Source organism: Streptomyces corynorhini, from assembly GCF_003346515.1.
GTDB classification, from domain to species: Bacteria; Actinomycetota; Actinomycetes; order Streptomycetales; family Streptomycetaceae; genus Streptomyces; species Streptomyces corynorhini.
Genome location: NZ_QQNA01000433.1, coordinates 1 through 6,296, shown reverse-complemented (window position 1 = coordinate 6,296; position 6,296 = coordinate 1). Strand labels below are relative to the sequence as shown.

Here is a 6,296-nt window from a genome sequence, read left to right as displayed (position 1 = left end):
CCAGCAGTTCAACCTCTTCCCGCACCTCACCGCCGCGCAGAACGTGGCGCTGGCGCCCGTACGGGTACGAGGGGTCTCCCGCGCCACGGCGCGCGAGGAGGCCCATGAACTCCTGGAACGGGTGGGGCTCGCCGAGCGTCGCGACCACTATCCGTACGAACTCTCCGGCGGCCAGCAGCAGCGGGTGGCCATCGCCCGCGCCCTGGCCATGCGCCCCGAGCTGATGCTCTTCGACGAGCCCACCTCCGCGCTCGACCCGGAGTTCACGCGCGAGGTGCTCGCCGTCATGCGCGACCTCGCCGACAGCGGGATGACCATCGTCGTCGTCACACACGAGATGGGCTTCGCCCGAAGGAGCGCCGACCGGGTGGTGTTCATGGCCGAGGGCCGGATCGTGGAGGACGGCCCGTCGGAGACCCTGTTCACGGCGGCGCGACATGAGCGGACCCGCTCCTTCTTCGAGCAGATCCTCGGAGAGTAGGACCATGACAACTCCGACTCCGCCGCCGACTTCGACTCCGGACCCCACCCCGTCTCCGCCGCCGACCGCGCCGACCGCGCCGACCGCGCCGCCCGCGAAACGCCGGGTCTCCGCCGCCCGCCCGACCGCACCCTGGTCCCTGCGCAAACAGGACTGGGCCTACCAGCAGCTCCGCGAGCGCATCCTGACCGGTGCGCTGGCCCCGGGGGAGCAGCTCAGCCAGGAGGCCCTGGCCGGTGAACTCGGCATCAGCCGGGGCCCGTTGCGCGACGCCCTGTCCCGGCTGGCCGCCGAGAGCCTGGTGGTGGACCGCCCCCATCAGAAGTCGATCGTCGCCGAGGTCTCGGTCGCGGACGCCCGGGACATCTACAACGGCCGGGCGGCCCTGGAAGGGGTGCTCGCGGCGGCGGCGGCCCAGGCGGACGCGTCCGAACGCGACTTCCAGGCAGCCGACTTCGGCCTGCTGCTGGAGCGCCAGCGGATCGCCGTCTCGCTCGGAGACGCCGCGCAGGTGCGCATGCTGGACCGGCAGTTCCACGACGCGGTCTACGCGATGGCCGCGATGCCCGCCACCCTGGCCGCGCTCAACCAGCTGCGGGCCAAGAGCGACCGCTACCTCGCCCTCTACCTCGCGGACTCCCAACGGGCCCAGATCTCGGTGGACGAACACACCGCCATCCTCGACGCCCTGCTGTGCGGGGACGCCGAAGAGTCCGCCGCGCTGACCCGGGCCCATGTCCTGGGCGGACTGACACTGCTGACGGGCTCCATCGGCGGCCAGCCCGCGCGCCTGGCCGACCCGGTCGGCCCCGGAAGGGCCGCGCGACCCACCACCTCTCCCGTCACAACCCCCATTCGACCCATTCGACCGAACCGGACACAGTGAGGAAACGATCGTGATCCATCTGCCCGAGGCCATCGAGCGCCTGTCCCTGCCCGAACACACCGCCCGGCTCGGGATGTCCGTACGCGAGGCCGAACGCGAACTGGAGAACGGGCCGGGCCCCGACCGCCTGCTCGACGCCACCTACGCCGACACCCACCGCTTCCCGGCCCCCGAGTGGGCGCTGCCCACCTTCAACGCCGCCGCGGGCGGCGACGGCATGACGTACACCCCCTACCGCGGTGACCGCGCCGTGCGCGAGGCCGTCGCGCACAACGTCTCCACGGGCCTCGGCATCCCCGCCACCGGACCCGCGGACGTCATCCTCACCCCCGGCACCCAGGGCGCGCTGTTCACCGCGCTCGCCGCGATCCTCTCGCCCGGGGACCTCGTCCTGCTGCCCGACCCCGACTACCTCTCCACCGAGCGCATGCTGCGCTACTTCGGCGCCCGGGTCCGGCGCATCCCGATGATCTGGCCCGACGAGTCCACCGGCGGCGACCGCGCCCGCCCCACCCTCGACCTCCAGGCGCTGGAGGACGCCGCCGCCGAGGGACCGCGCCTGATGGTCTTCTCGCACCCCAACAACCCCACCGGTGCCATCTACGGTGAGGAGACGGTCGCGGCGATCGCCGACGCGGCCCGCCGCCACGACTTCACCGTCATCGCCGACGAGCTGTACTGCCGACTGGTGTACGAGGGCGAGAAGTTCCACCACCTCGCCGCCTTCGACGGCATGGCCGAGCGTACGGTCACCCTGCTCGGCCCCTCCAAGACCGAGTCGCTGTCCGGCTACCGGCTCGGCGTCGCCGTGGCGCCCGGCGCGCTGGTCGACGCGATGGAGGACGTGCAGTCCTGCACGGCGCTGCGGGCTCCCTCGTACGCCCAGCACCTGCTGGCGCGGTGGATCGCCGAGGACACCGACTTCCTCGACCGGCGGCTCGTGGAGTACCAGGCCCTGCGCGACACCACCGTCAAGAAGATCAACGCCTCCTCGGTGATGCGTGTCAACGCCGCCTACGGGACCGCCTACCTCTTCCCCGAGGTGCTGACCGGAGCGAGCGACCAGGCCGTGGCACTCGCCCTCAAGGAACACGCGGGCGTCGTCGTCAACCCCGGCTACCAGTTCGGACTCGCCGGCACCGGCCGCATGCGGCTGTGCTTCGCGCAGGAAGAGACCGTCTGGGACGCCGCCCTCGACCGGATCATCGAGGTCGTGGGCTCGCTGGACCCGGCGTGACAGCGGGCCGGGGCCCGCGCGCGGTGTCGTCCGCGACGCCCGTGACACCGTCCGGTGTGGTCGAGGTGCGGTACGGGGTGATCGGGCTGCCCCTGCGGCTGAAGCTCCGTCACCACTCGGTGGACACAGTGGAGTTGACGGAGGTCTTTGTCCGCGTCCGGCTCGCCGACGGACACACCGGCTGGGCCGAGACCAGGGGCAACGGCGCGTACGCCACCCACCACACGGCCGATGACATCGCCGCGGCCCTGGCCGCACTGCCTCCCGTCACCGATCCGGTGTGGGCCGGCCCCGCCGCCCTCGCGGACGGCCTGGCCGCCCACTGCCCACCGGCCGCCGCGCTCCTCGACATCGCCTGGCGCGACGCCTCGGCCCGCTCCCTGGGCCTGCCCCTGTGGGCGACCCTGAACCCCTCGCACACACGGCCCCCCGGGCCCCTGCCCACCCACGCGCCGATCGGCTTCGGCACGGCGGCGCAGGCGGCAGCACTGGCCACCGCCGCCGCGCGGGCCGGATTCGGCCGGGTCAAGGTCCGCGTGGGCGGCGATCCAGGCCTGGACCGGGCCAGGATCGCCGCCGTACGGGAGGCCGTCGACCGGGTCGCGGGCAGCGGCACGGTCGCGCTGGCCGCCGACGCCAACGGGGGCTGGGCGCCCGACACCGCGATCGCCGCCACCCGCTGGCTCGCCGACCACGGTGTCGCCTGGCTCGAACAGCCCGTCGCACCGGGCGACCTGGTGCGGCTCGCCGCCGTGCGCGCCGCCTCGCGCGTACCGGTGTGGGCCGACGAGTCGGTCCGCGACGCGGCCTCGGTGCACGCCGTCGCCGACGCGGGCGCCGCCGACGGAGTCCATCTGAAGCTGGAGAAGGCGGGCACCGTCGCCGCCCTGGCCGCCGCGTTCGACGCCGCGCGCTCGCGCGGACTCGACGTCGGACTCGGCCAGATGGACTGCGGGCGCCTCGGCTGCGCGACCACCGCCCACCTGGCGGCCGGTCTCGGCGTCGAAGTGGCCGAACTCTGGGGCTGCGCCCACCTCGCGCACGACGTCACCGAGGGCATCGACCTGCGCGACGGCGCCGTCCGCCTGCCCGAGGCCGCCGGACTCGGTGTCCGGGTCTCGGTGGACCCCGAGGGGCTGACCCCGGTGGGCACCCCGCTGCCGGTGGCGGCCCCCGTACAACCACCCGACCGAGCAAGGACGTTCTGACCATGACCACAGCCCCCGGAACAACAGGAACTGCCGGAACAACAGGAACTGCCGGAACAACGGAGACAACCGGAACCGCCGGGACAACGGACACAACGCGAACCGCCGCGACGCCCGCAGTGACCACCGTCCCAGGAACCACCGCCCCAGGAACCGCCGCACCCGACGTACTGGCCCTGCTCACCGCCATGGTCGCGTGCGACTCCACCACGCCGACCGGCGAGGAGGAGTCCACCGCGGCGCTGCTCGCGGAGCCGCTCGCCGCCGCGGGCTTCGAGGTGGAGACCGAGCGGCTGGCGCCGGGACGCGTCAACCTCACCGCGCGCCGCCGGTTCGGGCCGGGCGGACCCGTGATCATGCTCAACTCGCATCTGGACGTCGTCCCGGCGGGCGGTGGCTGGACCAGCCCGCCGTTCGTGCCCGCGCTGCGCGAGGGACGGCTGTACGGCCGGGGCACCGCCGACGCCAAGGGGCCGCTGGCCGCCATGGCGTGCGCGGCGATCGAGCTGGCCCGCGCCGCGGACGCCGGTGACGGTACGGGCCCGGCGCGCGGCGAGATCGTCTTCTCCGCCGTGTCGCAGGAGGAGGGCGACTCGGCGGGCGCCCGTCATCTCGTACCGAGGCTGGCCCGCGAGGGGAGGCTGCCCGACGCGGTCGTCGTCGGCGAACCCACCGGAATGCGGCTGCTGACCGCCCACAAGGGCTCCGTCCGCCCGGTGATCGAGGTCGTCGGCGTCGCGGCGCACGCCGCCACCCCCGGCCAGGGCGTGAACGCGGTGACCGCCGCCGGGCGCGTCCTCGGCCTGCTGGAGGAGTACAGCGCCTCGCTCGCGGACCACGGCCACCCGCTGCTCACCGCTCCCACCTGCACGCCTGTGCTGATCGAGGGCGGCGAGGCGCCCAACGCGGTCCCCGAGCGCTGCCGGATCACGCTGGACCGTCGGCTGCTGCCGGGGGAGACCCCGGAGTCCGTCGTGGCGGCGGTCGAAGAGGTGCTCGACCGGTTCAACGCGGCGGAGGGCGGGGCGCGCGCGTCCGTCGTGGCCTGCGCCCCCAGCACGGGCGGCCCCTCGGAGACGCCCGAGGACCATCCGTTCGTCCGGCTGTGCCGCCGGGCGCTCGCTTCGGCGGGCGCCGACGACTCGCTCGGCGGGCTCACCGTCAACTGCGACATGACGCACTTCAGGGCGGCCGGGGTACCCGCGCTGGTCTGCGGCCCCGGGCGTCTGGAGGTGATGCACGCGCTCGACGAGCACATCGTCGTCGACGAACTGCGCGACTCCGTCGGCCTCTTCCGGGCGCTCCTCACCGAGGCCCTCGCGGCGGACCCGCGGAGCCCGGCGTGGAGCTGACGACAGAGCTGACGACAGAGCCGACCGCGGGGCCGACCACGGAGCAGTTCACCGAGCCGACCACCGCGCCGACCACCGCGCCGACCGCGGGGCTCGCCGTCGCGCTCGGCCAGGAGCGCAGCGTCCCCGGCGACCTCGCGGCCAATCTCGCGGCGGCGACCCGGCTGGTGGCGGTCGCGGCGGCGCGCGGCGCGCGCGTCCTCGCCCTGCCCGAGCTGTACGCCTGCGGCTACGACCCCGACGCGATCCGCGCCGACCCCGACGGCCGGTCCCTGACCGAGCCCCCGGCCGGTACGGAGCCACCGCCCGGCTCCCCGCTGGCCCCGCTCGCGGAAGCGGCGGCCGAGCACGGGCTCTGGGTGCTGCTCGGAGCGGCCGTCGCCACCCGGGGCCGACCGGCCAACGCGGTCCTCGTCATCGACCCGTACGGCCGGGTTCGCGGCCATTACGGCAAGGCGCACCTGTGGCACGGCGAGCGCGACGCCTTCGATCCCGGCACCGGACTCGTCATGATCGAGGACGGCGGGATCCGCCTCGGCCTCGGCATCTGCTACGACGCAGGCTTCCCCGAGCTGACCCGCGCCTACGCACGCGCCGGAGCCCACGCCGTACTGTTCTCCTCCGCCTTCGCCCACGGCCCCACCGAGTACCGCTACGGCGTCTACCACCCGGCGCGCGCCGTGGAGAACACCGTCAGCACCCTGGTCGTCAACGCGGTCGGCGACATCGCGGGGGAGCGCTACTTCGGCCGCAGCGGCGCCTGGGGCCCCGACGGCCACCGGCTCACCGCCTGCGCGGACGGTCGCGACGATCTGCGCGTCGTGACGGTGTCGGCCGCCGCGACCACCGCCGCGCGCGAGGAACTGCCGTATCTGACCGACCTCCGTACCGACCTGCTCGGGCAGGCCCCACCGCCCCCGCTCACCAGGATCCGGCTGACCGGCTGACCGGCTGATCCACCGCGCCGCACGAGCGGTCTCCGCCCCGAGCCACCCGCCCCGAGCCCCCCGTTTCCCCCGACGACACCTCAGGAGCACCCCATGCCCCCTGTCTTCCCGGCCGCCGAGTACGACCGCCGCCCGGCCGCCCTGCGGGCCCCCCTCCAGGCCCAGGAACTGGACGCCGTCATCGT

Annotated in this window: 6 protein-coding genes; all 6 read left to right on the top strand. The window is 74.4% G+C overall.

The annotated features are described in order from the left end of the window. On the top strand, nucleotides 1-481 hold a 481-nt coding region (locus tag DVH02_RS34040; RefSeq protein WP_147286210.1), incomplete at its 5' end, for an amino acid ABC transporter ATP-binding protein. Nucleotides 482-485: 4 nt separating this feature from the next. Further along, entirely contained in the window at nucleotides 486-1,367 is an 882-nt protein-coding gene (locus DVH02_RS34035; RefSeq protein WP_114627684.1) for a GntR family transcriptional regulator, read from the top strand. Between the two features lie 10 nt (nucleotides 1,368-1,377). Beyond that, on the top strand, nucleotides 1,378-2,604 hold the full coding sequence (locus tag DVH02_RS34030) for a pyridoxal phosphate-dependent aminotransferase (RefSeq protein ID WP_114627683.1): 1,227 nt from the start codon (nucleotides 1,378-1,380) through the stop codon (nucleotides 2,602-2,604). Continuing rightward, entirely contained in the window at nucleotides 2,601-3,812 is a 1,212-nt protein-coding gene (locus tag DVH02_RS34025) for a mandelate racemase/muconate lactonizing enzyme family protein (protein WP_233518635.1), read from the top strand. The genes DVH02_RS34030 and DVH02_RS34025 overlap by 4 nt, the downstream gene beginning before the upstream one ends. Nucleotides 3,813-3,931: 119 nt before the next feature. Next, entirely contained in the window at nucleotides 3,932-5,164 is a 1,233-nt protein-coding gene (locus DVH02_RS34020) for a M20 family metallopeptidase (RefSeq protein ID WP_233518634.1), read from the top strand. Further along, complete coding sequence (locus tag DVH02_RS34015; RefSeq protein ID WP_114627682.1) at nucleotides 5,155-6,111, top strand: carbon-nitrogen hydrolase family protein; 957 nt, start codon at nucleotides 5,155-5,157, stop codon at nucleotides 6,109-6,111. The genes DVH02_RS34020 and DVH02_RS34015 overlap by 10 nt, the downstream gene beginning before the upstream one ends. Nucleotides 6,112-6,296: the final 185 nt, after the last annotated feature.